Origin of the sequence: Streptomyces sp. CBMA123, from assembly GCF_014596465.1 — a bacterium.
Lineage (GTDB): Bacteria > Actinomycetota > Actinomycetes > Streptomycetales > Streptomycetaceae > Kitasatospora.
The window spans coordinates 1-3,512 of the sequence record NZ_MECK01000395.1 but is presented as its reverse complement, the minus strand read 5'-3'; the positions used below and the strand labels follow the sequence as shown (position 1 = coordinate 3,512).

Genomic DNA, 3,512 nt, shown 5'->3' with positions numbered 1-3,512 from the left:
CCCGCCGCGCGCCGCCGCCTGCTGGCCACCGCGCCCCGGCCGGTCCCGGAGGTGGCCGCCGGCCGTCCGGCCGAGGGGCGGCCCGCGCCCGCCCCTGGTGAACCGGCCGGAGCCGCCGCCCCCGCCGTCGCGGAGCTGCGCCGGACCGTCCTGGACGCCTTCGAGGCGGTCCTCGACGCCCCGCTCGACCCGGCCCGCCCGCTGGTCGAACTCGGCATCGGTTCACTGCAGTTGATGCGGGTGCACGGCGCGCTGAGCGCGGTGCTGCCGACGCCCCCTTCGCCCACCGAACTGTTCCGACACCCGACCGTGGACGCCCTGATCGCCCACCTGGCCGAGGCGCCCGCCGTGTCCGCCGCGCCCACGGCAGCCCCCGTGGCCGGCAGCCCCGACGACCGCCGGGTGGCCATCGTCGGCCTGGCCCTGCGCTTCCCCGGCGCCGACACCCCCGAGCAGTACTGGCGCAACATCGTCGACGGGGTCCGCAGCACCACCCGGTTCACCGAGGAGGAGCTGGCGGCGGCCGGCCTGCGCCCCGAGGAGTACCGCCACCCCGACTACGTCCCGGTGACCGGGGCGCTGCCCGACACCGACCGGTTCGACGCCGAGGCCTTCGGCATCAGCGGCACCGAGGCCGCGCTGATGGACCCCCAGCAGCGCCTGCTGCTGGAGATCTGCCGGCAGGCCCTGGAGGACGGCGGCTACGACGCGCCCGACCCGCACCGCCGGGTCGGCGTCTTCGCGGGCACCGGGATGACCCTGTACGCGCTGCGCACCTACTACCAGCACACCCTGGCCGCCACCGTCGACCCGGCCGAGCCGGTGCCCGCGCTGCAGACCGCAATCGGCAACCAGGCCGACTTCGCCGCCACCCGGGTCGCCTACCGGCTGGGCCTGACCGGCCCGGCGATCGGCGTGCAGACCGCCTGCTCCACCTCGCTGGTCGCGGTGCACCTGGCGGCGCAGTCGCTGCTGGCCGGGGACTGCGACCTGGCCCTGGCCGGGGCCGCCGCCCTGCACATCCCGCAGGCCGCCGGCTACCGCTACCAGGAGGGGTCGATCCTCGCCCCCGACGGCGTCTGCCGGGCCTTCGACGCGGCGGCCGCCGGCACCGTCGGCGGCAACGGGGTCGCGGCCGTCCTGCTCAAGCGCCTGGACCGGGCACTGGCGGACGGCGACACCGTGCACGGCGTGATCCTCGCCTCGGCCGTCAACAACGACGGCGGGCAGAAGGTCGGCTACACCGCGCCCAGCGTGGACGGCCAGGCGGCGGTGGTCGGCCGGGCCCTCGACCTCGCCGGGGTGCCGGCCGAGAGCGTCGGCTACATCGAGGCGCACGGCACCGGCACCCCGCTGGGCGACCCGATCGAGTTCCGGGCGCTGGCCCAGGCGTTCCGCGCCCGGACCCAGGCCGCCGACTTCTGCTCGCTCGGCTCGGTCAAGCCCAACATCGGCCACCTGGACACCTGCGCCGGAATGGCCGGGCTGATCAAGGCCCTGCTGGTGCTCCGGCACGGCACCATCCCGCCGCTGGTCGGCTTCAGCCGCCCCAACCCCGCGCTGGAGCTGACCGGAAGCCCGTTCCGGCTCTCCGCCCAGCGCCACGACTGGCCGGCCGGCCCCACCCCGCGCCGGGCCGGGGTCAGCGCGCTGGGCGTCGGCGGCACCAACGCCCACCTGGTGCTGGAGGAGGCGCCCGCGACGGCCGCACCCCGTGGCACCGACGGCCCCGGCCCCCGGCAGGCTCCGACCGTGCTGCCGCTGTCCGCCCGCACCGAGCAGGGCCTGGCCGACCTGGCCCGCCTGCTCCGCGACCGCCTCGCCACCGGGCCCGCGCCCGCCCCCGGCGACCTGCCGCTCACCCTGGGCGGCGGCCGCCGGGCGCTGCGCCACCGCCTCGCCGTCACCGGAGCCGGCCCCGAGGAGCTGCGCCGCGGCCTGGAAGCCCACGTGGGCCCGGCCCCGGCGGGCCGCACCACCGGAGCCGTACCGGGCCGCCGCGAGGCCCGGCGCGGCGACGTCCAGCCGGTGCTGCTCTTCACCGGCCAGGGCGCCCAGTACCGGGGCATGGCCGCCGAACTCCACCGCGCCTTCCCGGTGTTCCGGGCCGTCCTGGAGGAGTGCGACCGGCTGCACCGCGAGGCCTGGGACGAACCGCTGCTGCCGCTGCTGCTCGACGCCGTGCCCCAGGGCGCCGACGACGCCTGGACCACCGAGGCCGCGCAGCCCGCGCTGTTCGCCCTGCAAGCGGCCTACCTGAGGCTCTGGCAGGAACTCGGGCTCCGCCCGGCCGCGGTCGCCGGGCACAGCGCCGGCGAGTACGCGGCCTTCCACGCGGCCGGCGCACTCGACCTCGCCGACGGGATGTTCCTCACCGCGCTGCGCGGCCGGCTGATGCACCGGGCGACCGGGCCCGGCGCCATGACGGCGGTGATGGCCGGTCCGCAGCGGCTCGCCGCACTCGCCGACCGGCTGCCCGGGGTGGAGCCGGCCGTGGTCAACGGCGCCGGCCAGTGCGTGCTGGCCGGCCCGCCGGAGGAGATCGCGGCCGCGGAGACCGCCCTGGCCGCCGAGGGCGTGCGCACCGAACGCCTCACCACCGACCGGGCGTTCCACTCCCGACTGCTCGACCCGGTGCTCGAACCGTTCCGCGAGCAGCTCGCCCGGCTGCGCCTGCGGCCGCTGACCGTACCGCTGGTGAGCAACCTGGGCGGCGAGGTGCTGGCCCCCGGCACCGTGCCCACGCCCGACTACTTCGTCCGGCAGACCAGGGAGTGCGCGCGCTTCGACCTGGTGCTGGCCGCCCTGGACGGCCAGGGCCACGAGCTCTTCCTGGAGCTCGGCCCGCACCCGACGCTCACCGGCATGGGCCGCCGGGAGCTGCCGCACCGCCACTTCGTGGCCGGCGCCCGACGCGGCGCACCCCAGGAGCCGCAGTTCGACGCCGCGGCCGCCGCGCTGTGGTCCCACGGCGTCCCGATCGACTGGGCGCGCTTCGCCGCCGCCCGCGACTGGCCGGACGGCCCGGCCCGCCGGGTGCCCCTGCCGACCACCGTCTTCCAGCGCCGCCGCCACTGGTTCACCGCCCCCGACCGGCCGACCACCGAGGACCCCGCCATGCACCAGGCACCGCCGCCCCAGCAGACCGCCCCGGCACCGGCCGCCCCGGAGCCCGTCGCCCCGGTACCCGTCGCGAGCCCCGAACAGCTCGCCGAGGAGGCCGTGCTGCGCCGGGTACTGGAACAGACGGCCCGGCAGCTGGGCCATGACGAGGAGGCGGTCGGCGCCGACGACCCCTTCTTCGACCTGGGCGCCGACTCGCTCGGGATGATCAACATGATCCGGGACCTGGAGCGCGCGTTCCGGGTGCGGATCTCGATGCGCGAACTGTTCGAGGCGGCGGACACGCCGGCCCGGCTGGCGGGGCTGATCGCCGGCCGGCTGGAGCCCGCCGTCCGGGACGGGCTGCTGCCGGCGGCCGCGCCCGAGCCGGTCACGGTCCCCGCGCCGGC

Annotated in this window: 1 protein-coding gene; it reads left to right on the top strand. The window is 77.8% G+C overall.

Annotated elements, in window-relative coordinates:
* A partial coding sequence (locus tag BG452_RS31610) for a type I polyketide synthase (protein WP_188307787.1) occupies window positions 1–3,512 on the top strand: 3,512 nt, incomplete at both ends.